This window comes from Streptomyces sp. NPDC026377, assembly GCF_055567715.1.
The window spans coordinates 272,249-295,826 of the sequence record NZ_JBVHPV010000004.1 but is presented as its reverse complement, the minus strand read 5'-3'; the positions used below and the strand labels follow the sequence as shown (position 1 = coordinate 295,826).

The following is a 23,578-nucleotide window of genomic DNA, read 5'->3' as shown; positions in this document are numbered from 1 at the left end:
TAGAGGGCGGGTTTCACGGGGGCGAATCCCTGCCTATCCTGAAGGGGCCGCATCCGGTCGCACCCCCGCGACCGACGAGTAGGAGGACTCCGTGCCGCTCTCGGAGCACGAGCAGCGCATGCTCGAGCAGATGGAGCGAGCGCTGTACGCCGAAGATCCCAAGTTCGCGACAGCGCTTGAGGGAAGCGGGCTGCGTACGTACACCCGACGACGGGTCTACCAGGCGGTCGCTGGCTTCTTGGTGGGTATCGCGCTCCTCATGATTGGTATCGGGCAGGGGATCTGGATCAGTGTGGTCGGGTTCCTCATCATGCTCGGCTGTGCCGTGCTCGCGGTCACCGGTTGGCGCAAGGCGCCACGGCGTGGCGAACAGCCGGTGGGTGGCGGCGGCGGTGCGGCGGCTCGGCCCGCGGCCCGCACACGCGCCCCGAAGCGGTCGGTGATGGACCGCATCGAGCAGCGTTGGCAGCGGCGCCGCGACGAAGGGGGTCGCTAGGCGCGGCGGGGCTGTGTTCGAACGTGGCTGAGGGGCGATCACCGATGCGGTGGTCGCCCCTCAGTGGTGTCACTCGGCCTGCGGCCTTCGCTCGTCCTCAGGCGCCGGACGGGCTGATTGGTCGGCACCCATGGGGTTGGTTGCCCCTTTGCCCGCTGTGCGGGCCGTCGCCTCGGCCTGCGGCCTTCGCTCGTCCTCGGGCGCCGGACGGGCTGCATTGATGCGGGGGTGCCTCCGCCCGTCCCGCTGTGCGGGCCGTCGCCTCGGCCCGCGGCCCTCGCTCGTCCTCAAGCGCCGGGACGGGCCGGCCACGCCCCTTACACGGACCCCCTCGTCGGCCTCCGCAGCACCGTCCTCCACACCGTCCCCAGCCTTGTCGCCGTCCGGGACGTCAGGGACTCCCACTTCGCCGTTGCCGTCCAGGCCAGCCGTGCCGCTGAGCGCGGGGCCAGGTCTGCTCGTAGGCGGGGCCAGAGGGGGAGGGACGCGCGCAGGCCCGTGCGGATGGCGTTCGCCGTCTCCGGGAGGTCCGCGGGGAGTCGGGGGGCCGGGGCGTACAGGACCTGTTCCACCGCGCTCGCCGCCCGGTGCGCCGACTCCGCCGCCGGGCCCTCAAGAGCGCCCAGCCGCACCATGCGCGCCGCCGCCTTGCGCGGCGTCAGCGAGTCGTCGGGGACGATGCCGTGGTCCCAGGCCGTGTCGATGACCTCCCGCCACACCGTGAGCGTGGCGGCGACCGGATCGGCGTCCGGGTGTCCGGCCCTGGCCAGTCGCCGGGAGCGGACCCGTACCCGCCACAGCCACGGCAGCAGCGGCAGTGCCAGCGCCGCCAGCACGCCGAGGGACACCGCGGCCACCGTGCCCGCGGGGGTCCCGCCGTCGTCGCCGCCCAGGGGGGTCGCCGGGGCCACCTCGCCGCACTCGTTCTGCTTGCGCAGCTGCGCCGGGCAGGAGGAGGACGGGGCGGGCGCCGGGGAGGGCCGCGTCGAGGGGCCCTCGGAGGGCTTCACCGGGTTGCTGGGAGCGCCCGACGGGGTGTCGGGGCGGGTGTAGTCGGGGGCCGAACCGCGCGAGGGGGTCGGCTCGAAGCGGGTCCAGCCCACCCCCTCGAAGTACAGCTCGGGCCACGCGTGCGCGTCCCGCAGCCCCACCGACATCGTGCCGTCCGAACGCGGCTCGCCGGGCGTGAAGCCCACCGCCACCCGCGCCGGTATGCCCAGGGTCCGGGCCATCGCGGCCATCGTGAAGGAGAAGTGGACGCAGAAACCCTGCTTGTCCTTGAGGAAGCGGGCTATCGCCTCCGTACCACTGCCGGACTCGACCTGGGTGTCGTAGGTGAACCCGCCCTTCACCGCGAACCAGTCCTGGAGCAGCACGGCCCGCTGGTAGTCCGTGGTGGCGCCCCTGGTGATCCTGCGGGCCGTCGTGCCGACGATGCGCGGCAGGGTCTGCGGGACCTTCGTGTACTCCCGCGCCAGCCCCGGGGGAGCGGGCTGCGCGGCGGCCAACTGGTCCGCCGTCGGGCGCACCTGGAGGCTGCTGACCTGGTACTGGGCGCCCTGGGTCGTCTGGCCGCGGTCGCCCACCAGGGTCCGGCCGACCGGCTCGAAGCGCCAGTGCCCACCGATGTCGACCTTGGTCGCCGGATAGGGCATCGGCAGCCAGTTCTGGGTGTACCAGCCGGCGGCCGACACGCTCGTACGGATCTCGGCGGTGCCGATCGCCGGGCTCAGCCCCTCGGGCTGCGGCAGCACGTCCGGCACGTCCTTGATCTTGCGCTCGGAGGACTTCCAGGACGCCCCGTCGAACTGGTCGAGGGCCACGATCCGCAGATACAGGTCCTGGGTGTCCTGCGCGTTGGTGCGGTAGCGCAGGACCTCACGGTCCTCGGGCTGGTTGAGGCTGTTCTGGAGCGAGACCAACGGGTTGACCGCGGAGATCGTGCCGCCTCCGCCGCCCTCGCCGCTGCCGCCGCTCCCGCCGAGCAGGCCGGTGCCCATGGCGGGCAGCGCGGCCGGGATCACCAGGGCGATGCCCAGGGCGAGCGCCCCGATCCGGCGGCCGGTACGCACCGGAGCCAGCGGGCCGCTGTCCGCCTCGAACGGCGTCTGCGGCCGGTCGGACCGGGCCGCCCCGCCGAACATCCGCCCCCACTGCGAGAGCCGGTCGCGGCCCTCGGCGAGCAGGAGCAGCAGATAGCCGGCCGCCGCCAGCAGGAACCACAGCCAGCTCGCCCCGCCGCCCGAGAGCCCCGCGGCCACCGAGTACAGCGCCAGCAGCGGCAGCCCGGCGGGGGCGGCGCTGCGGAAGGTCACCGCGAGCGCGTCCACCACCAGCCCGATCACGAGCGTGCCGCCCACCACCATCAGCCGGATGCCGTCGGTGGCGGGGGCCGGGATCGTGTACCGGCTGACGTCGTCGGCACCCTGCCGGAGCAGCCCGGCGAGGTGCTCCAGGGCGTCCGGCCCCGGCAGCAGCCCGGCCAGCGCCTGCTCCCGGGCGAACACCGCGGTCAGCAGCACCAGCGTCACCGCCGCCTGCGCCAGCACCGTCAGCGGCCGCGCCAGCGGCACCCGGCGGCCGAGCGCGCCCACCCCGGCCTGGAGGGCGAGCAGGAACGCGGCCTGCACGATCCAGGTCGCCCGGTCGACGAGCGGCAGCATGGAGCACGACGTCATCACCGTGGCGGCGAAGGCGCTCAGCGCCAGCCGTCCGCGCCCGCTCATGACCACACCCCTGACATTCCCGGTGTTCCCGGTGTTCCCGATGTTTCCGACGGCCACGACGCGCCGCCCGAAGCGGCCCCCGCGCCCGTCCGTTCCTGACCCGCCTGGCGCCACAGCTGGGCGAGCGAGGCGCCGGGTGGCACGGCCAGCGCCGTCCACCCCGCCTCGCGCAGCAGCCGCAGCGTCCGCTCGGCCGGGCCGAAGCCCCCGGGCGGCGCCGAGCCGTACGTCCACAGGTCGCTGTCCAGCACGAAGGCGACCGCGGCGCCGCTGCGCCGCCTCATCTTCGCCGCGACCGCGGCCTGCTCCTCGTCGAGGTCCCCGAAGAACCCGACGAGCAGCCCTTCGTTCCCGCCGCGCAGCACGTCGTAGGCGCGCGAGAGGCCGCCGCCGTCGGAGTGGTCCACGACCGCGAGGGTGTCCATCATGAGCCCCGCAGCGTCCGAGGAGTCCTGGGTGGTTCCGGCGAACCCGCCCTCGCCCTCGCCCGGCACCGAGCTTCCGGTGTCGGTCAGCAGCCGCACCGAGTAGCCGCGCTCCAGCATGTGCACCAGCGCCGAGGCCGCGCCCGAGACCGCCCACTCGAAGGCCGAGTCGGGGCCGGCGCCCGCGTACGCGAGGTCACGGGTGTCCAGGAGCACCGTGCACCTGGCCCGCTGCGGCTGCTCCTCGCGGCGCACCATCAGCTCGCCGTAGCGCGCGGTGGAGCGCCAGTGGACCCGGCGCAGGTCGTCGCCGTGCCGGTACAGCCGGGGAATCACGTCGTCCTCGCCGGCCAGCGCCAGCGAGCGGTGGCGGCCGTCGCCGTACCCGGCGGCCTCGCCGGTCAGGCGGACCGGCGGCAGGGGCTCGGTGCGCGGTATCACCGTGAGGGTGTCGAAGGCGCTGAACGCGCGCGTGAGCTCGCACATCCCGAACGGGTCGGTCAGGCGCAGCTGGAGCGGGCCCAGCGGATAGCGCCCGCGCAGATCCGAACGGACCCGGTAGGACACCTCGCGCTTGCCGCCCGCCTCCACCCGGTCCAGGACGAAGCGGGGGCGCGGCCCCAGCACGTACGGCACCCGGTCCTGGAGCATGAGCAGGCCCGTGGGCAGCCGGGAGACGTTGTCGACGCGCAGGTGCACCCGGGCCTCGGAGCCCGCGGGCACGCGCGCGGGGGCCAGCCGGCGGCTGCCCGCGACCCGGTAGCGCGTGCGGTACAGGACGGTCGTGCAGACCAGGGGCAGCACGGCGAGCAACAGCCCGACCCGCAGCAGATCCTCCTGGCCGAGGACGTACGCGCAGGTCGCGGCGGCGATCCCGGCGGCCAGGAACGACCGGCCGCGGGTGGTCAGTCCGGACAGGGCGGCCCGGGCCCCGCCCTTGTCGGTCTCCTCCGGCCCCGCCCCCGCCGGGGGAGCCCCGGCCGCCATCACAGCCGCCGGGTGCCGGGCTGCTGCTGGCCGTAGAGCGGGCCGCCGGCCTGCGGCACGGGGGTGTGCTGGAGGATCTCCAGGACGACCTGCTCGGCGGTGCGGCGGTTCAACTGGGCCTGGGCGGTGGGCAGCAGTCGGTGCGCGAGGACCGCGACGGCGAGCGCCTGGACGTCGTCCGGCAGCGCGTACTCCCGGCCGCTCAGGGCCGCGGCGGCCTTGGCGGCGCGCAGCAGGTGGAGCGTGGCGCGCGGCGAGGCGCCGAGTCTGAGGTCGGGGTGGTTGCGGGTGGCCCCGACGAGCTGCACCGCGTACCGCCGCACGGCGTCGGCCACATGGACCGTGCGGACGGCATCGACCAGCTTGACGATGTCGTGCGCGTGCGCCACCGGCTGGAGGTCGTCGAGGGGGGAGACCGCGCCGTGCACGTCGAGCATCTGGAGCTCGGCCTCGGCCGACGGGTAGCCGATCGAGACGCGGGCCATGAAGCGGTCACGCTGGGCCTCGGGCAGCGGGTAGGTGCCCTCCATCTCGACCGGGTTCTGGGTGGCCACCACCATGAAGGGGCTGGGCAGTTCATAGGTCTGCCCGTCGATGGTGACCTGGCGCTCCTCCATCGACTCCAGGAGCGCCGACTGGGTCTTGGGCGAGGCGCGGTTGATCTCGTCGCCGATGACGATCTGCGCGAAGATCGCGCCCGGCTTGAACTCGAAGTCCCGGCGCTGCTGGTCGTAGATGGACACCCCGGTGATGTCCGAGGGCAGCAGGTCCGGCGTGAACTGGATGCGCCGCACCGAGCAGTCGATGGACTTGGCCAGCGCCTTGGCCAGCATGGTCTTGCCCACGCCCGGGACGTCCTCGATCAGGAGGTGCCCCTCGGCGAGCAGTACGGTCAGCGAGAGCCGTACGACCTCGGGCTTGCCCTCGATCACACCCTCCACCGACCTGCGGACGCGCTCCGCAGTGGCGGTCAGATCTGTGAGGCTCGCTCGCTCGTCATAGGTCGTCACCCGGCCCTCCTCGGCCCTTCCCCCCGCTCAGGGAGCGGGGGGTTACCCCAGTTGCCTGCGGGCCGGCACACTGGAAACGGAACGGCCCACTTCGAAATAGGGACACCGCGTCCGAGGCGTTCGGACGGATGCCACCCCCGCATTCTTGTTGCCGTCGCCGCGTCGTGTCACTCGCCTGTGGATAACTGGGGGGGATATGTCGGGGGTTGCCGTGCTTTTGTCCCCGAAGGAACCCCGAAGAGTCGCCGAAGAGATTCCGAAGCGACGCGGAATCGAGTCCGAACCGCCCCGGCCGGACAACCGGCCGAGCGGCGGGCCGGGCTAGGCGGCCGGGTCGATCTCGCGCAGCAGGCCGGTGGTGACGTCGAAGACGAATCCGCGCACGTCGTCGGTGTGCGGCAGGAACGGCGAGGTGCGGACCCGCTGCATGGACTGGCGTACGTCCTGCTCGACGTCGCGGAAGGACTCCACCGCCCAGGCGGGGCGCTGGCCGACCTCGTCCTCCAGCTCGTGGCGGAAGTCCTCGGTGAGCGACTCCAGGCCGCAACCGGTGTGGTGGACGAGCATGACGCTGCGGGTGCCGAGCGCCCGCTGACTTATGGTCAGCGACCGGATGACGTCGTCGGTGACCACACCGCCGGCGTTGCGGATGGTGTGGCAGTCGCCGAGTTCCAGGCCGAGGGCCGCGTGCAGGTCGAGGCGGGCGTCCATGCAGGCCACCACGGCGACACGCAGGACCGGGCGGGCGTCCATCCCGGGATCGTCGAACGCCTGTGCGTACCTGCGGTTCGCTTCGACCAGCCGGTCGGTGACGGATCCCCCACTGCCCACCGTCGGACGGGGGTGGGCGGGGGGCTCTGCGGGGAGGTGCGCAGGAGTCGACATGTCTATGACGTTAGTCGCCGTAGATCGTCCGGTCTTGTCGTGGGGGTGGAAAAATCCCGTCAACTCGGTCGGCTGTGAGGTAACCCACAGGTGTGGTGATCGCTCACCCGTGCGGGTGAAAAGCGCACCCCGCGGCGCGCTGGGCCGTTGATTGACCGAAAGGACCGGTGGACTAAAGTGACGCGAAGTGGGAGGGGTGACACACTCCGCCCCGCTGGCGGGGACGGATTCCGTATCCGCACCACAGAGCAGTTGCACAGTTTCCCCCCGCGTGCGCGGCGCGCGTACGGCTCGGCCTCCTCCCGCTCGCCGGTCGGCTGACGCCCCTTCCCCGGCGCCGGCAGACCTTCCGGGCGGGCGGGGACCCGGCCGTATGCGCGGGGTGCCCGCCGGACCGAGAGGGCCAAAGTGACAGGGCGCGAAGCGCTTCCCAGCGAGGGCGACGGCGGGCGACGGGAGGGGCGGACCCGGCACGTCCCGGTGATGCTCCAGCGGTGCCTGGACCTGCTGGCCCCGGCCCTGACACAGCCCGGCGCGGTCGTCGTCGACTGCACCCTGGGCCTCGGCGGGCACAGCGAGGCCCTGCTCACCCGGTTCCCCGAGGCGCGCCTGATCGCCCTCGACCGGGACAAGGAGGCCCTGCGCCTCTCCGGCGAGCGCCTGGCGCCCTTCGGGGAGCGCGCGACCCTGGTCCACGCCGTCTACGACGAGCTCCCCGAGGTCCTGGACAGGCTCGGCGTCCCGCGCGTCCAGGGCATCCTCTTCGACCTCGGCGTCTCCTCGATGCAGCTCGACGAGGCCGACCGCGGCTTCGCCTACGCGCAGGACGCCCCGCTCGACATGCGCATGGACCAGACCACCGGGATGAGCGCCGCCGAGGTGCTCAACACGTACGCGCCGGGCGAACTGGTGCGCATCCTGCGGCAGTACGGCGAGGAGAAGCAGGCCAAGCGGATCGTCTCGGCGATCGTCCGCGAGCGTGAGAAGGAGCCGTTCAGCAACAGCGCGCGGCTCGTCGAGCTGATCCGCGACTCGCTGCCGCAGGCCGCCAAGCGCACCGGCGGCAACCCCGCCAAGCGCACCTTCCAGGCGCTGCGCATCGAGGTCAACGGCGAGCTCTCGGTCCTGGAGCGGGCGATCCCGGCCGCCGTGGCGGCCCTGGACGTGGGCGGGCGGATCGCGGTCCTGTCGTACCACTCGCTGGAGGACCGCCTGGTCAAGCAGGTCTTCGCGGCCGGCGCCGCCACCACCGCCCCGCCGGGCCTGCCGGTGGTGCCCGAGCAGTACCAGCCGCGGCTGAAGCTCCTGACCCGCGGCGCCGAACTGCCCACGGAGGAGGAGGTCGCCGAGAACCGGCGGGCGGCCCCCGCCAGGTTCCGCGGGGCCCAGCGGATCCGGGAGGACGTGCGGTGAGCGAACCGGCCAGGCAGCTGCGGGGGCGGGCCGCCCGGCTCGGCAGACTGCTGCCCCCCGCGGGCACGGGCAGCCCCGCCCGCACCCCCTTCGTCCTGCTGGTCGTCGTCCTTCTCGGCGGCGGCCTGATCAGCCTGCTGCTGCTGAACTCGGCGCTGAACGAGGGCTCGTTCAAACTGAGCGAGCTGCGCCGCCAGACCACCGAACTCACCGACGAGCAGCAGGCCCTCCAGCACGACGTGGACGGCCTCTCCGCCCCCGACGCGCTCTCCCGGCGGGCCACCGAGCTCGGCATGGTCCCCGGCGGCAGCCCGCTCTTCCTCAACCCGGACGGCACGGTCAAGGGCGTGCCGGGGGCCGGCGCCGTCCAGCCCGCCCCGGCGCCCAGCCCCGAGCTGGTCCAGGGCCCGGCCGTGACCGCCCCCGCCCCGTCCCCCGAGTCCCCGTCCGCCTCTCCCGCCCCCGGCGCGCAGCCGTCCGGCACTCCCGCGCCGGCCCCCGCGCCCGCGCAGACCCCGTCCGGTACGCCGACGCGCGCCCCGGCGCCCCCGGCGCCCGCGAAGACCTCCCCGACCCCCGGCAGGTGACGCAGTGAGCCCCCAGGAACCGCCGCGCCGCCGGGTGCCAGGACCCGCGCGGCCGCGCCCCCAGGCCCGCCCGGCGCAGCGCCGCCCCAAGCCCCCCGCCCGGATAAGGCTCGGCAGCCCCCGCCCCCGGCTGCGCCTGGTCAGCCTGGGGCTCACCCTGGTCATGATCGCGTTCGTGGTGCGGCTGCTCCAGGTGCAGGCGGTCGACGCCAGCGCGTACTCCGCCAAGGCGGAGAAGAACCGGTACGCCAGCTACGCGCTGCCCGCCGAGCGCGGTGAGATCACCGACCGCGACGGCATCGCCCTGGCCACCAGCGTCGACGCGTACGACATCACCGCCGACCCCTCGATGTTCACCCCGGCGACCAGCAAGGCCCCCGACGCCCCCCAGCAGGCCGCGGCCCTGCTCTCCCCGCTGATCGGCAAGGACCAGGAGGAGATCGCCAAGAAACTGCGGACACCCCGCAGCCGCTATGTGGTCCTCGCCCGCCGCCAGACCCCGCAGGTGTGGAACCAGATCAAGGACCTGAAGAAGGTCTTCGCCGAGAAGGCCCGCGCCGACCTCGCCAAGGGCGGCACCGGCGCCAATGTGCTCGGCGGTGTCTTCAACGAGTCGAGCAGCAAGCGGGTCTACCCCAACGGCGACCTCGCCGCCGGGATACTGGGGTACGTCAACGCCGAGGGCCGCGGCGGCGGGGGCCTGGAGTCCCAGCTCGACAAGGTCCTGGCCGGTGAGGACGGCAAGATCACCTACGCCCAGTCCGGCGGGCGCCGGGTGCCCACCGCGGGCACCCGCGAGACCCCGGCCGTCCCCGGCTCCGGAGTCGAACTGACCCTGGACCGGGACATCCAGTGGATGGCCCAGAAGGCCATCACCGACCAGGTCCGCAAGTCCCAGGCCGACCGGGGCTATGTGGTGGTCCAGCGCACCGACACCGGCGAGGTCCTCGCCATGGCCAACGCTCCGGGCTTCGACCCCAACGACATCACCCACGCCGGCAGGGCGGCGCTGGGCAACGCGGCCGTCCAGGACGTGTACGAGCCCGGCTCCACCGCCAAGGTCATGTCCATGGCCGCGGTCCTGGAGGAGAACGCGGCGACCCCGCTGACCCACGTCACCGTCCCCAACCGGCTGCACCGCGGCGACCGGCTCTTCAAGGACGACATCGACCACCCGACCTGGAACCTGACGCTCAACGGCGTCCTCGCCAAGTCCAGCAACATCGGCACGATCCTCGCGGTCGAGCAGCTCGGCAAGACCGACGCCGAGGCCGACCGGGTCCTCTACTCGTACCTGCGCAAGTTCGGCCTCGGCTCGCCCACCGGCCTCGGCTACCCGGGCGAGACCCCCGGCATCCTCGCGCCGCCGCAGAAGTGGTCCACCTCCCAGCAGTACACGATCCGCTTCGGCCAGGGCCTCTCGCTCAGCGCCATGCAGGCCACCTCGGTGTACTCGACGATCGCCAACGGCGGGGTGCGCGTGGAGCCGACGCTGGTGCGCGGCACCAGGGGCCCCGACGGCCGCTTCACCCCGGCCCCGGCGCCCCGGCAGTCCAGGGTGGTCAGCGAGAAGACCGCCAGGACCGTGGCGCAGATGCTGGAATCGGTCGTCGGCGACGAGGAGGGAACCGGAACCAAGGCCCGCATCCCCGGCTACCGGGTCGCGGGCAAGACCGGCACCGCCAACCGGGTCGACCCCAGGACCGGCCGCTACCACGGCTACACGGCGTCCTTCGCCGGGTTCGCCCCCGCCGACAAGCCCGCGATCACCGTCTACTGCGCCATCCAGAACCCCACCAGGGGCAGCTACTTCGGCGGTCAGATCTGCGGACCGATCTACAAGCAGGTGATGGAGTTCGCGCTCAAGACGCTGCAGATCCCGCCGACCGGCGCCCAGCCGCCCAAACTGCCCGTCTCCTTCGGCGGCACCGACTGAATCCGGAACCATCAGTGACAACCATCACCCCCGGCCCCGGGAACCAGAACCGCGACCACCACGCCCCGCCCCCCTCTTTTGGCGACCCGGCGGGTGCGCCCGGTACGCTCACCGCCGTGCCACACGCTGATCAGTACCGAACCGCCCCGCAGGACGCACCCGCGCACCAGCCGGGAGCGCCCCGTCCGGACCGGGGCAGCCCGACGCCCCTGAGCGGGCTGGCCGAGCGGCTGGGAGCCGAGAACCCCGGGCCGGGAGAGGTCACGGGCATCACCCATGACTCCCGCGCGGTGCGCCCCGGCGACCTCTACGCGGCCCTGCCCGGCGCCCGCTTCCACGGCGCCGACTTCGCGGCCCAGGCCGCGGGCCTGGGCGCCGCCGCCGTCCTCACCGACCCGGCGGGCGCCGAACGCGCCGCCGCGACCGGCCTGCCGGTCCTGGTCACCGAGGACCCGCGCGGCGCCATGGGCGAACTGGCCGCCGAGATCTACGGTCACCCCGGCCGCGACCTGCTCCAGCTGGGCATCACCGGCACCTCGGGGAAGACCACCACCGCGTACCTCGTCGAGGGCGGGCTGCGCGGGGCCGGGCACCGCACCGGCCTGATCGGCACGGTCGAGACGCGCATCGGCGACGAGCGCCTCAAGTCCGAGCGCACCACCCCCGAAGCCACCGACCTCCAGGCCCTGTTCGCGGTGATGCGCGAGCGCGGGGTGGAGTCGGTCGCCATGGAGGTCTCCAGCCACGCCCTGGTGCTCGGCCGGGTCGACGGCTGCGTCTTCGACGTCGCCGTCTTCAACAACCTCAGCCCGGAGCACATGGAGTTCCACTCCGACATGGAGGACTACTTCCGGGCGAAGGCGCAGCTGTTCACGCGGCGGCGCGCCCGGGTCGGGGTGGTGAACTTCGACGACGAGTACGGCCGCAGGCTGGTGACCGAGTCGGAGATCCCGGTCACCACCTTCTCGGCCGAGGGCCACCCGGACGCCGACTGGCGCGCCGAGGACGTGGACGTCACCCAGGACAGCTCCACCTTCACGGTCGTCGGGCCCAAGGACGAGCGGATCTCCGCCACCGCCCCGCTGCCCGGCCCCTTCAACGTGGCCAACACCCTCGCCGCGATCGTCACGCTGGCCGTCGCCGGCGTCGACCCGCAGACCGCCGCCGACGGCGTGGCCGCCGTGCCCGGCGTGCCCGGCCGCCTGGAGCGGGTGGACGCGGGCCAGCCGTTCCTCGCGGTGGTGGACTACGCGCACAAGACGGACGCCGTCGAATCGGTTCTGCGCTCGCTGCGCAAGGTCACCCGCGGCAAGGTGCACCTGGTGCTCGGCTGCGGCGGGGACCGCGACCGCACCAAGCGCGGGCCGATGGGCGCGGCCGCCGCCCGGCTCGCCGACACCGCCGTACTGACCTCGGACAACCCCCGTTCCGAGGATCCGCTCGGAATCCTCGCCGCGATGCTCGCGGGTGCCGCCGAGGTGCCCGCGCACGAGCGCGGTGACGTCCTGGTCGACGCCGACCGGGCCGCCGCCATCGCCGCGGCCGTGGCCCGCGCCGAACCGGGCGACACCGTCCTGGTCGCGGGCAAGGGCCATGAGCAGGGCCAGGACACCCACGGGGTGATCCGCCCCTTCGACGACCGTGTGGTCCTGCGGGCCGCGATCGAACACCGCCAAGCACAGTCAGGGATGAAGCAGTGATCGCCCTCTCCCTCGCCGAGATCGCCGAAATCGTCGGCGGGCAGTCGCACGACATACCGGATCCGTCCGTCCAGGTCACCGGATCCGTGGTCATCGACTCCCGCGCCGTGGCGCCCGGTTCCCTCTTCGCCGCCTTCGCGGGCGAGCGCGTCGACGGCCACGACTACGCGCGCGGGGCGTACGAGGCGGGCGCGGTGGCCGTGCTGGCCACCCGGCCCGTCGGCGTGCCCGCGATCGTCGTCGACGACGTCCAGGGCGCGCTCGGCGCGCTGGCCCGCGAGGTCGTGGGCCGCTTGGGCACCGACGTGGTGGCGCTCACCGGCTCCTCCGGCAAGACCTCCACCAAGGACCTGATCGCGCAGGTGCTCCAGCGGCACGCGCCCACGGTCTACACGCCGGGCTCGCTCAACAACGAGATCGGCCTGCCGCTGACCGCGCTCACCGCGACCTCCGAGACCCGTCACCTGGTCCTGGAGATGGGCGCGCGCGGGATCGGCCACATCCGCTATCTGACCGGGCTGACCCCGCCGCGGATCGGACTCGTCCTCAACGTCGGCTCGGCGCACATCGGCGAGTTCGGCGGCCGGGAGCAGATCGCCCAGGCCAAGGGCGAGCTGGTGGAGGGGCTGCCGACGGCGGAGGAGGGCGGCCTTGCCGTGCTGAACGCCGACGACCCGCTGGTGCGGGCCATGGCGTCGCGCACCAAGGCGCGCGTCGTGCTGTTCGGCGAGGCCGGCGACGCGGACGTACGCGCCGAGAATGTCCGGCTCACAGGAGCCGGACAGCCTTCCTTCAGGCTTCACACACCCTCCGGGTGCAGCGACGTGACCTTGCGCCTGTACGGTGAGCACCACGTGTCGAACGCGCTCGCCGCGGCCGCCGTCGCCCATGAGCTGGGCATGTCCGCAGACGAGATCGCCCGCGCGCTCTCCGAGGCGGGCACCCTCTCCCGCTGGCGTATGGAGGTCACCGAGCGTCCGGACGGTGTGACAGTCGTCAACGACGCCTACAACGCGAACCCCGAGTCCATGCGAGCCGCCCTGCGCGCGCTCGCAGCCATGGGCGAGGCCGCCCGGGCCAGGGGAGGACGTACGTGGGCGGTGCTCGGTCCGATGGCCGAGCTCGGCGACGAATCGCTCGCCGAGCACGACGCGGTCGGACGGCTCGCCGTCCGGCTCAACGTCAGCAAGCTCGTGGCAGTCGGGGACCGGGAAGCGTCCTGGCTGCAACTGGGCGCATATAACGAGGGTTCGTGGGGTGAGGAGTCGGTGCACGTGTCCGACGCACAGGCGGCCGTCGACCTGCTGCGCAGTGAACTGCGCCCGGGAGACGTCGTGCTGGTGAAGGCATCGCGGTCGGTCGGCCTGGAACGGGTGGCACTCGCGCTGCTCGACGGTGGCGTCGAGGGCGAGGTCGCCGCCCGATGAGGCAGATCCTCTTCGCGGGAGCCATCGGTCTCTTCCTGACCCTGGTCGGCACCCCGTTGCTCATCAAGCTGCTCGCCCGCAAGGGCTACGGCCAGTTCATCCGCGACGACGGCCCGCGCGGGCACGCCGGCAAGAAGGGCACGCCCACCATGGGCGGCATCGCCTTCATCCTGGCGACGCTCATCGCGTACGCCGCGACGAAGGTGATCACCAGCGAGGACCCGACCTTCTCGGGTCTGCTGGTGCTCTTCCTGACCGCGGGCATGGGCCTGGTCGGCTTCCTCGACGACTACATCAAGATCGTCAAGCAGCGTTCGCTCGGTCTGCGCGCCAAGGCGAAGATGGCCGGTCAGCTGATCGTCGGCATCGCCTTCGCGGTGCTGTCCCTCCAGTTCGAGGACAAGCGGCACCAGACCCCGGCCTCCACCAAGCTCTCCTTCATCACGGACTTCGGCTGGTCCATCGGGCCCGTGCTGTTCGTGATCTGGGCGCTGTTCATGATTCTCGCCATGTCCAACGGCGTGAACCTGACGGACGGTCTGGACGGCCTGGCCACCGGCGCGTCGGTGATGGTCTTCGGCGCCTACACCTTCATCGGGCTGTGGCAGTTCCAGGAGTCCTGCGCCAACGCGCAGACCCTGACCAACCCCAACGCCTGTTTCGAGGTGCGCGACCCCCTGGACCTCGCGGTCGTCGCCTCGGCCCTGATGGGCTCCTGCTTCGGCTTCCTGTGGTGGAACACCTCGCCCGCCAAGATCTTCATGGGTGACACCGGTTCGCTCGCGCTCGGCGGCGCGCTCGCCGGTCTCGCGATCTGCTCGCGCACCGAGTTCCTGATCGCGCTGCTCGGCGGCCTCTTCGTGATGATCACCATGTCGGTGGTCATCCAGGTCGGCTCGTTCAAGATGACCGGCAAGCGCGTCTTCCGGATGGCCCCGCTCCAGCACCACTTCGAACTCAAGGGGTGGTCCGAAGTCCTTGTGGTGGTGCGGTTCTGGATCATCCAGGGCATGTGCGTCATCGTGGGTCTGGGTCTCTTCTACGCGGGATGGGCAGCCGACAAGTGAGCCAGAGCTGGCAGGGCATGCGGATCACCGTCGCCGGCCTCGGGGTGAGCGGCGTCAGCGCCGCCCGCGCCCTGGCCGGTCTCGGAGCCGTGGTGACGGTCGTGGACGGCGGTGACTCCGCCGCCCACCACGAGCGCGCGGCCGAACTGGCGCAGCACGGCGTCTCCGTACGGCTGGGAGACGCGGACACCCTCCCCGGGGGGACCGGACTCGTCGTCACCTCGCCCGGCTGGAAGCCCGACTCCCCGCTGTTCGCGGCCGCCGCCGAGGCGGGCGTGGACGTGGTCGGGGACGTGGAGATCGCCTGGCGGCTGCGGGAGCTGGACGGCAGGAAGGCCGCGCCCTGGCTGGCGGTCACCGGCACCAACGGCAAGACCACCACCACGCAGATGCTGGCCTCGATCCTGCGCGCGGCGGGCCTGCGCACCGCCGCCGTCGGCAACATCGGTACGCCGATCGTCGACGTGGTGCTCGGCGAGGAGACCTACGACGTGCTCGCCGTGGAGCTCTCCAGCTACCAGCTGCACTGGGCCCCCTCGCTGCGCGCCCACTCGGCGGCCGTGCTCAACCTGGCGCCCGACCACCTCGACTGGCACGGCTCCATGGAGGCGTACGCCGCCGACAAGGGCCGGATCTACGAGGGCAACACGGTCGCCTGCGTCTACAACGCCGCGGACCCCGCCACCGAGGACCTGGTGCGCGAGGCGGACGTCGAGGAGGGCTGCCGGGCGATCGGCTTCACCCTCGGCACCCCCGGCCCCTCCCAGCTCGGCGTCGTGGACGGCATCCTCGTCGACCGCGCCTTCGTCGCCAACCGGCAGAAGAACGCCCAGGAGCTGGCCGAGGTCGCGGACGTCACTCCCGCGGCCCCCCACAACATCGCCAACGCCCTCGCGGCGGCGGCCCTGGCCCGTGCCTTCGGCGTCGAGCCCAAGGCCGTACGGGACGGACTGCGGGCCTTCACGCCCGACGCCCACCGGATCGCGCACGTGGCGGACGTGGACTCGGTCGCCTACGTGGACGACTCCAAGGCCACCAACACCCATGCCGCCGAGGCCTCCCTGGCCTCCTACGACCCGATCGTCTGGATCGCCGGGGGCCTGGCCAAGGGCGCGTCCTTCGACGAGCTGGTACGCCGGTCGGCCGAGCGGCTGCGCGGGGTCGTCCTGATCGGCGCCGAGCGCCACCTCATCGCCGAAGCGCTGGCGCGACACGCCCCCCAGGTACCGGTGGTCGACCTCGACCGGACCGACACTGGGGCGATGTCCGCGGCGGTCCGCGAGGCGGCCGGGCTGGCCAAGCCCGGGGACACGGTCCTGCTGGCCCCGGCCTGCGCCTCGATGGACATGTTCACCAACTACAACAAGCGCGGCGAGGCCTTCGCGGAAGCGGTCCGCGAACTCGCCGCCGAGCGCGCCTAGCCGGCCGGGACCCGTCCCGCGGGCCGGCGGCGCCGGGCACGACTGGAGGGGACAGCACACATGCCGGCCGAAGCGACCCCGCCCGGGCTCGTCCTGCGCAGCCGTGCCGCGGCCTCCCCGCGCCGCCCCGCGGTCGGGCGCGGCGGCGGGCGCGGTGCCCCGCCACGGCCCCGCGGCGGCGGTCCGCGGCGGCTGGTGGAGCGGGCCCGGCGGGGCTGGGACCGCCCGCTCACCGCGTACTACCTGATCCTCGGCAGCTCGCTGCTGATCACCGTGCTCGGTCTGGTGATGGTCTACTCGGCCTCGATGATCAAGGCCCTGGAGCTGTCGCTGCCGGCCTCGTACTTCTTCCGCAAGCAGTTCCTCGCCGCCCTGATCGGCGGGGCGCTGATGTTCTCGGCCTCCCGGATGCCCGCCAAGCTCCACCGGGCCCTGTCGTACCCGATGCTGGTGGTGACCGTCTTCCTGATGGTCCTGGTGCAGATCCCCGGGATAGGGATGTCGGTCAACGGCAACCAGAACTGGATCTACCTCGGCGGCCCCTTCCAGCTCCAGCCCAGCGAGTTCGGCAAGCTGGCGCTGATCCTGTGGGGCGCGGACCTGCTCGCCCGCAAGCAGGACAAACGGTTGCTCACCCAGTGGAAGCACATGCTGGTGCCGCTGGTCCCGGTGGCGTTCCTGCTGCTCGGCCTGATCATGCTCGGCGGCGACATGGGCACCGCGATCATCCTCTGCGCGATCCTCTTCGGGCTGCTCTGGCTCGCCGGGGCGCCCACCCGGCTCTTCGGCGGCGTCCTCGCGGTGGCCACGACCATCGCCGTGCTCCTCATCAAGACCAGCCCCAACCGGATGGGCCGGCTCGCCTGCATCGGGGCCACCGACCCCGGCCCGCAGGACCAGTGCTGGCAGGCCGTGCACGGGATCTACGCGCTCGCCTCGGGCGGATGGTTCGGTTCCGGACTGGGCGCGAGTGTGGAAAAATGGGGCCAACTCCCCGAACCCCACACCGACTTCATCTTCGCCATCACCGGTGAGGAACTGGGCCTGGCGGGCACACTGTCGGTGCTCGCCCTGTTCGCGGCTCTAGGCTATGCGGGTATCCGCGTGGCCGGACGCACGGAGGACCCCTTCGTGAGGTACGCCGCGGGAGGTGTGACCACCTGGATCGTGGCCCAGGCCGTGATCAACATCGGTGCGGTGCTCGGCCTGCTGCCGATCGCCGGGGTCCCGCTCCCGCTGTTCTCCTACGGGGGGTCCGCCCTGCTGCCGACCATGTTCGCCGTGGGGCTGCTGATCGCGTTCGCGCGGGACGACCCCGCGGCGCGGGCGGCGCTGGCCATGCGGCAGCCTCGGGTGAGTTGGAAGTCGATGAGACGGCGCGTCAAGAAGCGTCCGTCCGGAGAGCGGTGAATTTCGGTGCATGTCGTACTCGCCGGTGGGGGGACCGCCGGCCACATCGAGCCCGCGCTCGCCCTCGCGGACGCCCTGCGCAGGCAGGACCCGACCGTGGGGATCACGGCCCTCGGCACGGAGAAGGGCCTGGAGACGCGGCTGGTCCCCGAACGGGGCTATGAGCTCGCGCTCATCCCGGCCGTCCCGCTGCCCCGCAGGCCCACCCCCGAACTGATCACGGTCCCGGGGCGGCTGCGCGGCACGATCAAGGCAGCCGAGCAGATCCTGGAGCGCACCAAGGCCGACTGCGTCGTCGGCTTCGGCGGTTATGTGGCGCTGCCCGGCTACCTCGCGGCCAAGCGCCTCGGGGTGCCGATCGTCGTCCACGAGGCCAACGCCCGCCCCGGTCTGGCCAACAAGATCGGCTCGCGGTACGCGGCCGGGGTCGCCGTCGCCACGCCCGACAGCAAGCTGCGCGGCGCCCGCTACATCGGCATCCCGCTGCGGCACTCCATCGCCACCCTCGACCGCGCCCGGGTCCGCCCCGAGGCGCGCGCCGCGTTCGGCCTGGACCCCAATCTGCCGACGCTGCTCGTCTCCGGCGGCTCACAGGGCGCCCGCCGCCTCAACGAGGTGATCCAGCAGGTCGCTCCGGTGCTCCAGCGCTCCGGCATCCAGATCCTGCACGCGGTCGGGCCGAAGAACGAACTGCCGCGCGTGGACAACATGCCCGGAATGCCGCCGTACATCCCGGTACCGTACGTGGACCGGATGGACCTCGCGTACGCCGCGGCCGACATGATGCTCTGCCGCGCGGGCGCGATGACCGTCGCCGAGCTCTCCGCCGTCGGGCTGCCCGCCGCCTACGTCCCGCTGCCGATCGGCAACGGCGAACAGCGGCTCAACGCCCAGCCGGTGGTGAAGGCGGGCGGCGGTCTGCTGGTCGACGACGCCGAACTCACCCCCGCGTGGGTGCAGGACCAGGTCCTGCCCGTGCTCGCCGACCCGCACCGGCTGTACGAGATGTCCCGCGCCGCCTCCGAGTTCGGCCGCCGGGACGCCGACGACCTGCTCGTCGGCATGGTGTACGAGGCGATCGCCGCGCGCTGACGGAGCGGCAGAAGGCAGGGGACCGTGGCCGGACAGGCGACCGCTCGACGCGGGGCGGGGCAGGCGGAGAAGTCCGGCCCGTCCGGTCCCCGCCGGCCCCTGCGACGGCTGCGGCCGCGGCTGCCCGCCCGGCGGCGGCTGGTGCTGATTCTGGCCACCGCGCTCGTCGTCGGCGCGGCGCTGATGTGGTTGCTGTACGGGTCCACTTGGCTGCGGGTCGAACAGGTGGAAATCACCGGCACCGAGGTGCTCACCCCGGCCGAGGTCGAAGCGGCGGCGGCCGTTCCGGTCGGATCGCCGCTGGTCTCGGTCGACACGGACGCGATCGAGGCCCGGCTGCTGCGCGAACTGCCGCGGCTGGACTCGGTGGACGTCGGCCGCTCCTGGCCGCACGGCATCACCCTCGACGTCACCGAGCGCAAGCCCGTTCTGCTGATGAAAAAAGGCGCGAACTTCACCGAAGTGGACGCCAGGGGTGTGCGGTTCGCCACGGTCGCCAAGGCGCCCGCACACGTACCGCTGCTCGACCTGAACCCGGACAACTCGTCCTCGCTGCGCCGCTTTCCGGCCGACGTGCTGGTGCGCGCGGCGGTGCGGGTGGCGGGCGAACTCCCGTCCGCCGTCGCCAAGGACACCCGCCTCGTACGGGTCACCTCCTACGACGCGGTCTCCCTGGAGCTGGGGCGCGGGCGTACCGTCATGTGGGGCAGTGAGGAGGAGGGGGAGCTCAAGGCCCGTACGCTGGTCGCCCTCATGAAAGCCGCGCCCCGGGCGCGGTACTTCGATGTGAGTGCCCCCACCGCCCCGGCGGTATCGGGGAGTTGACGCACATATGCGCTGGCCAGCACCCTGGTTGGTCATCGCTACGGGTGATCACATAGGGTGAAAAGAAAAACGGGAGGTTCGGCGTGTTCGTTGAACGTGCGCCACTTGTCGACTTAGTGTCCTGTTCGGAAGAGTCCAGTGAACAGACACATTGGTAACCCTAAACTTCAACGTTAGGGTTCGGGTCGGCGTTCGGACCGTCCCACATCGGCATTCGTCGTCGTCGTGCGACACCCGCACGTGACGACCCGTAACTCGAGGCGAGAGGCCTTCGACGTGGCAGCACCGCAGAACTACCTCGCAGTCATCAAGGTCATCGGTGTCGGCGGCGGTGGTGTCAATGCCATCAACCGAATGATCGAGGTCGGTCTCAAGGGCGTCGAGTTCATCGCGATCAACACCGACGCACAAGCTCTGTTGATGAGCGACGCCGACGTCAAGCTCGACGTCGGCCGTGAACTGACCCGCGGCCTCGGGGCCGGAGCCAACCCGGCAGTCGGGCGCAAGGCGGCAGAGGACCACCGCGAGGAGATCGAGGAGGTCCTCAAGGGGGCCGACATGGTCTTCGTCACCGCGGGCGAGGGCGGCGGCACCGGCACCGGCGGCGCGCCCGTCGTCGCCAACATCGCGCGCTCGCTCGGCGCCCTCACCATCGGTGTGGTCACCCGGCCGTTCACCTTCGAGGGGCGCCGCCGCGCCAACCAGGCAGAGGACGGCATCGCCGAGCTCCGCGAAGAGGTCGACACCCTCATCGTCATCCCCAACGACCGGCTGCTGTCCATCTCGGACCGCCAGGTCAGCGTGCTCGACGCGTTCAAGTCGGCCGACCAGGTGCTGCTCTCCGGCGTCCAGGGCATCACCGACCTGATCACCACCCCGGGTCTGATCAACCTCGACTTCGCCGACGTCAAGTCGGTCATGTCGGAGGCCGGTTCGGCGCTCATGGGCATCGGCTCGGCGCGCGGCGACGACCGCGCGGTGGCCGCCGCCGAGATGGCGATCTCCTCGCCGCTCCTGGAGGCGTCCATCGACGGCGCCCGCGGTGTGCTGCTCTCCATCTCCGGCGGCTCCGACCTCGGTCTCTTCGAGATCAACGAGGCCGCGCAGCTGGTCAGCGAGGCCGCCCACCCCGAGGCCAACATCATCTTCGGCGCGGTCATCGATGACGCGCTCGGCGACGAGGTCCGGGTCACGGTCATCGCGGCCGGATTCGACGGCGGCCAGCCGCCCGCCCGCCGTGACACGGTGCTCGGCTCCACCACGGCCAAGCGCGAGGAGCCCGCGCCGGTCCGCGCGGCCGACCGCCCGCTGGGCGGGCTCGGCACCGTGAGCCCGCGCGAGGACACCCCGGCTCCGGCCCCGGCCCCGGTCGAGACGGCCCCGGCCGGCGAGACCGCCCCGCCGCAGGTGCCCACGGCCCGCCCGTACCAGGACAGCCAGGCCGAAGAGCTGGACGTCCCGGACTTCTTGAAGTGATAGGGCAGCACTCCCTCGTGAGCGGCGCGCACTTCGCCTTCACCGACCGGTGGGGCGGAGTGAGCGCCGCTCCGTACGAGGAGCTCAACCTCGGCGGAGCGGTCGGCGACGACCCCGACGTGGTCCGGACCAACCGCGGACTCAGCGCGCGGGCGCTGGGCATCGACGCGGACCGGGTGGTCTGGATGAACCAGGTGCACGGGCGGGACGTGGCCGTGGTGGACGGGCCCTGGGGCGCGGACGGCGACGGGGCCGGGCACGTTCCGGCCGTGGACGCGGTCGTGACCGCCCGGCGCGGGCTCGCCCTCGCGGTGCTGACCGCCGACTGCACACCCGTTCTCCTCGCCGACCCGGTCGCCGGAGTGGCGGCCGCGGCGCACGCGGGACGGCCCGGGATGGTCGCGGGCGTGGTGCCCGCGGCGGTCCGGGCGATGGTCTCGCTCGGGGCCGAGCCGTCCCGGATCACCGCGCGGACCGGGCCCGCCGTCTGCGGCAGGTGCTACGAGGTCCCGGCGGCGATGCGGGACGAGGTCGCCGCGGCCGAGCCCGCCGCCTGGGCCGAGACCGGCTGGGGGACCCCGGCCGTCGACGTCACCGCCGGGGTGCACGCGCAGCTCGCGGCGCTCGGGGTGACGGACCGGCAGGCGTCGGGGGTGTGCACGCTCGAATCGAAGGACCACTTCTCGTACCGCCGCGACCGCACCACCGGCCGGCTCGCCGGATACGTCTGGCTCGACGCGGCGCCGGCCGCCGGGGGAGAGGGGAGCGGGGCATGACGGACCGGACGGGCACGACGGGCCGGACGGACCCGGCGGGTCGCAAGGCGGAGCTGGCCGCGAACCTCGCGCGGGTGGAGGAACGTATCTCCGCTGCCTGCGCGGCGGCCGGGCGCAAGCGGGACGACGTGACGCTCATCGTGGTCACCAAGACCTACCCGGCGAGCGACGTCCGGCTCCTCCATGAGCTGGGGGTGCGTCAGGTCGCCGAGAACCGGGACCAGGACGCGGCGCCCAAGGCGGCCGAGTGCGCGGATCTGACCGATCTGCGCTGGCACTTCGTGGGCCAGCTCCAGACGAACAAGGTCCGTTCCGTGGTGGCCTACGCGGATCTGGTGCAGTCCGTCGACCGGGACCGGCTGGTCACCGCCCTCTCCGCCGCCGCCGTGAAGGCGGAACGGGAGGTGGGGTGCCTCATCCAGGTCGCGCTCGACGCGGAGTCGGGGGCGCGGGGCGACCGGGGCGGCGTCGCCCCGGACGGAATCGAGCAGTTGGCCCGGCTTGTGGCGGACGCTCCCGGTCTGCGGCTGGACGGTCTGATGACCGTGGCACCGCTGGCGGGCGAGTACGCGGGCCGCGAACGCGCCGCGTTCGAGCGGCTGATGGATTTGTCGACTGACCTGCGCCGCGCTCATCCTGCTGCGAACATGGTGTCAGCAGGGATGAGTGCGGATCTCGAAGAGGCTGTAGCGGCCGGAGCGACACATGTACGCGTCGGTACGGCGGTACTCGGAGTCCGACCCCGGCTCGGGTAACGTCGCGAAGCAAGTCGGACCACAGCAGAAAATATGGTCATTCCCACTTTCGGTGGGCAGACCTAGTGGATCGTGGGCACTTGGTGACACTGCGACATTTGGCGACAAGGGCGATCCACCACAGAGCGGAGGAATCGGAGCATGGCCGGCGCGATGCGCAAGATGGCGGTCTACCTCGGTCTCGTGGAGGACGATGGGTACGACGGCCCGGGGTTCGACCCCGATGACGAGTTCGAACCCGAGCCGGAGCCCGAGCGGGACCGTCGGCGGCACCAGCCCCCGCATCAGGTCGAACGGGACGAACCGGTACGAGCCGTACAGCCGCCGGCCCCCCGTGAACCTGTCTCCCACGCAGCCGTGATGCCCGCGGAATCGGGGCGTCCGGCGCGAATCGCCCCCGTGGCATCCATCACACCTGAACGTCCGAGCCTGGAGAAGAACGCACCGGTGATCATGCCCAAGGTCGTGTCCGAGCGGGAGCCCTACCGCATCACCACGCTGCACCCGCGGACCTACAACGAGGCCCGTACCATCGGGGAACACTTCCGCGAGGGCACGCCGGTGATCATGAACCTCACCGAGATGGACGACACCGATGCGAAGCGACTTGTCGACTTTGCCGCCGGTCTTGTGTTTGGTTTGCACGGCAGTATTGAACGGGTGACGCAGAAGGTGTTCCTGTTGTCGCCTGCTAACGTCGATGTCACGGCGGAGGACAAGGCCCGTATCGCAGAGGGCGGTTTCTTCAACCAGAGCTGAGACACGACACCGGGAACGATCCGGCCACGGGGCCGGGGGCACAGAGAGCAAGGGGAGAGGGAAGCGCGAGATGGGCGTCGCACTGGATGTGGTCTACATCGCGCTGATGTGCTTCCTCATCGTGCTGATCTTCCGGCTCGTCATGGACTACGTCTTGCAGTTCGCACGTTCATGGGAACCTGGCAAGCCGATGGTGGTCGTTCTTGAGGCCACCTACACTGTCACCGATCCACCGCTCAAGCTTCTGCGGCGGTTCATTCCGCCGCTGCGTCTCGGGGGCGTGGCACTCGACCTGTCCTTCTTCGTTCTGATGATCATCGTGTACATCCTGATCTCCATCGTCACCAGCGTGGGGAGATAGATGTGAGCGACACGGTCCTGCCGACTGCCGACGACTACGTAGAG

20 protein-coding genes are annotated in these 23,578 nt (G+C 72.2%); 16 read left to right on the top strand and 4 right to left on the bottom strand.

Translation table 11 applies throughout. From position 1 onward, the window contains the following. Positions 1–91 precede the first annotated feature (91 nt). On the top strand, positions 92–496 hold the full coding sequence (locus ACZ4MU_RS11615) for a DUF3040 domain-containing protein (RefSeq protein WP_467874196.1): 405 nt from the start codon (positions 92–94) through the stop codon (positions 494–496). Positions 497–813: 317 nt separating this feature from the next. Here the strand turns inward: ACZ4MU_RS11615 and ACZ4MU_RS11610 are convergent, their stop codons facing one another. The 4 genes from ACZ4MU_RS11610 to ACZ4MU_RS11595 all read right to left on the bottom strand — a co-directional run bounded on the left by ACZ4MU_RS11610 (position 814) and on the right by ACZ4MU_RS11595 (position 6,529). Continuing rightward, complete coding sequence (locus ACZ4MU_RS11610; RefSeq protein WP_467874193.1) at positions 814–3,222, bottom strand: transglutaminase TgpA family protein; 2,409 nt, start codon at positions 3,220–3,222, stop codon at positions 814–816. Next, positions 3,219–4,634 (bottom strand): DUF58 domain-containing protein, encoded by a 1,416-nt coding sequence (locus tag ACZ4MU_RS11605; RefSeq protein WP_467874191.1) that lies wholly within the window; start codon positions 4,632–4,634, stop codon positions 3,219–3,221. The genes ACZ4MU_RS11610 and ACZ4MU_RS11605 overlap by 4 nt, the downstream gene beginning before the upstream one ends. Then, a complete protein-coding gene (locus tag ACZ4MU_RS11600; RefSeq protein ID WP_467874189.1) occupies positions 4,634–5,644 on the bottom strand; it encodes an AAA family ATPase in 1,011 nt (336 codons plus the stop codon). The genes ACZ4MU_RS11605 and ACZ4MU_RS11600 overlap by 1 nt, the downstream gene beginning before the upstream one ends. A 321-nt stretch (positions 5,645–5,965) precedes the next feature. Then, positions 5,966–6,529 (bottom strand): beta-class carbonic anhydrase, encoded by a 564-nt coding sequence (locus ACZ4MU_RS11595; protein ID WP_467874186.1) that lies wholly within the window; start codon positions 6,527–6,529, stop codon positions 5,966–5,968. 408 nt (positions 6,530–6,937) lie between these two features. Here ACZ4MU_RS11595 and rsmH point away from each other — a divergent pair, with 408 nt between their 5' ends. The 15 genes from rsmH (at position 6,938) to ACZ4MU_RS11520 (ending at position 23,534) form a co-directional block, all read left to right on the top strand. Continuing rightward, positions 6,938–7,942, top strand: a complete 1,005-nt coding sequence (rsmH, locus tag ACZ4MU_RS11590) for a 16S rRNA (cytosine(1402)-N(4))-methyltransferase RsmH (RefSeq protein WP_467874183.1) — start codon at positions 6,938–6,940, stop codon at positions 7,940–7,942. After that, positions 7,939–8,529, top strand: coding sequence for a cell division protein FtsL (ftsL, locus tag ACZ4MU_RS11585; RefSeq protein WP_467874180.1), 591 nt, complete (start codon positions 7,939–7,941; stop codon positions 8,527–8,529). Before rsmH ends, ftsL begins: the two co-directional genes overlap by 4 nt. Positions 8,530–8,533: 4 nt before the next feature. Next, positions 8,534–10,465, top strand: a complete 1,932-nt coding sequence (locus ACZ4MU_RS11580; protein ID WP_467874177.1) for a peptidoglycan D,D-transpeptidase FtsI family protein — start codon at positions 8,534–8,536, stop codon at positions 10,463–10,465. Positions 10,466–10,479: 14 nt separating this feature from the next. After that, positions 10,480–12,165: a UDP-N-acetylmuramoyl-L-alanyl-D-glutamate--2,6-diaminopimelate ligase gene (locus tag ACZ4MU_RS11575; RefSeq protein ID WP_467874174.1), complete on the top strand. Its 1,686-nt coding sequence runs from the start codon at positions 10,480–10,482 to the stop codon at positions 12,163–12,165. Beyond that, positions 12,162–13,592 carry a UDP-N-acetylmuramoyl-tripeptide--D-alanyl-D-alanine ligase gene (locus tag ACZ4MU_RS11570; RefSeq protein WP_467874171.1) on the top strand — a complete coding sequence of 477 codons (1,431 nt, stop codon included), beginning with the start codon at positions 12,162–12,164 and terminating at the stop codon, positions 13,590–13,592. Before ACZ4MU_RS11575 ends, ACZ4MU_RS11570 begins: the two co-directional genes overlap by 4 nt. Next, positions 13,589–14,659: a phospho-N-acetylmuramoyl-pentapeptide-transferase gene (gene mraY, locus ACZ4MU_RS11565; RefSeq protein WP_283143831.1), complete on the top strand. Its 1,071-nt coding sequence runs from the start codon at positions 13,589–13,591 to the stop codon at positions 14,657–14,659. The genes ACZ4MU_RS11570 and mraY overlap by 4 nt, the downstream gene beginning before the upstream one ends. Beyond that, the gene (gene murD, locus ACZ4MU_RS11560; RefSeq protein WP_467874167.1) at positions 14,641–16,080 is read left to right on the top strand and encodes a UDP-N-acetylmuramoyl-L-alanine--D-glutamate ligase; all 1,440 of its coding nucleotides are present in this window, start codon (positions 14,641–14,643) and stop codon (positions 16,078–16,080) included. Before mraY ends, murD begins: the two co-directional genes overlap by 19 nt. A gap of 60 nt (positions 16,081–16,140) precedes the next feature. Beyond that, positions 16,141–17,490 carry a putative lipid II flippase FtsW gene (ftsW, locus tag ACZ4MU_RS11555; RefSeq protein WP_467874164.1) on the top strand — a complete coding sequence of 450 codons (1,350 nt, stop codon included), beginning with the start codon at positions 16,141–16,143 and terminating at the stop codon, positions 17,488–17,490. A 6-nt stretch (positions 17,491–17,496) separates the two neighbouring features. Next, positions 17,497–18,582, top strand: a complete 1,086-nt coding sequence (murG, locus tag ACZ4MU_RS11550) for an undecaprenyldiphospho-muramoylpentapeptide beta-N-acetylglucosaminyltransferase (protein ID WP_358835608.1) — start codon at positions 17,497–17,499, stop codon at positions 18,580–18,582. Positions 18,583–18,606: 24 nt separating this feature from the next. After that, the gene (locus ACZ4MU_RS11545) at positions 18,607–19,407 is read left to right on the top strand and encodes a cell division protein FtsQ/DivIB (RefSeq protein ID WP_467874160.1); all 801 of its coding nucleotides are present in this window, start codon (positions 18,607–18,609) and stop codon (positions 19,405–19,407) included. Positions 19,408–19,683: 276 nt separating this feature from the next. Beyond that, positions 19,684–20,883, top strand: coding sequence for a cell division protein FtsZ (ftsZ, locus tag ACZ4MU_RS11540; protein ID WP_467874157.1), 1,200 nt, complete (start codon positions 19,684–19,686; stop codon positions 20,881–20,883). Between the two features lie 17 nt (positions 20,884–20,900). After that, on the top strand, positions 20,901–21,659 hold the full coding sequence (gene pgeF / locus ACZ4MU_RS11535; protein ID WP_467874154.1) for a peptidoglycan editing factor PgeF: 759 nt from the start codon (positions 20,901–20,903) through the stop codon (positions 21,657–21,659). Continuing rightward, positions 21,656–22,414, top strand: a complete 759-nt coding sequence (locus ACZ4MU_RS11530) for a YggS family pyridoxal phosphate-dependent enzyme (RefSeq protein WP_467874153.1) — start codon at positions 21,656–21,658, stop codon at positions 22,412–22,414. The genes pgeF and ACZ4MU_RS11530 overlap by 4 nt, the downstream gene beginning before the upstream one ends. A gap of 141 nt (positions 22,415–22,555) precedes the next feature. Then, positions 22,556–23,173 (top strand): cell division protein SepF, encoded by a 618-nt coding sequence (locus ACZ4MU_RS11525; RefSeq protein ID WP_067158125.1) that lies wholly within the window; start codon positions 22,556–22,558, stop codon positions 23,171–23,173. 70 nt (positions 23,174–23,243) lie between these two features. Continuing rightward, positions 23,244–23,534, top strand: a complete 291-nt coding sequence (locus tag ACZ4MU_RS11520) for a YggT family protein (RefSeq protein ID WP_358835612.1) — start codon at positions 23,244–23,246, stop codon at positions 23,532–23,534. Positions 23,535–23,578: the final 44 nt, after the last annotated feature.